A 422-nucleotide genomic window follows, 5' to 3' on the forward strand; every position below is an offset into this window, starting at 1 on the left:
CGTTGTTCTCGAACGCCTCATCTCCAATAATGGTCACCGAATCTGGGATAGTCACGCTGGTAAGTTGGTTATACATAAACGCCTTATTACCAATAGTGGTCACCGAGTCTGGAATGACAACGTTGGTGAGATGGTTACCATAAAACGCCTCATCTCTAATGGTGACTAATGACTGTGGGAGGGTAATGCTGGTTAAATGGTTATCATAAAACGCCTTATCCCCAATGATGGTCACCGAATCTGGGATAGTCACACTGGTGAGTTGGTTATTACCAAACGCCCTCACCCCAATGGTGGTTACCGAGTCTGGAATGGTCACGCTGGTGAGTTGGTTAGATGAAAACACATTATCCCCAATGGTAGTCACCGAATCTGGAATAGTAACTTCCTTTTTAGCTCCACCATAGGATACGACAACTTTG

The 422-nt window shown here is 45.0% G+C and carries 1 protein-coding gene; it reads right to left on the reverse strand.

What is annotated here, in order from left to right:
• A partial coding sequence (locus RH40_RS01230) for a leucine-rich repeat domain-containing protein (RefSeq protein WP_009599427.1) occupies positions 1 to 422 on the reverse strand: 422 nt, incomplete at both ends.

It is taken from the genome of Vibrio caribbeanicus ATCC BAA-2122, from assembly GCF_000165125.1.
GTDB lineage: Bacteria > Pseudomonadota > Gammaproteobacteria > Enterobacterales > Vibrionaceae > Vibrio > Vibrio caribbeanicus.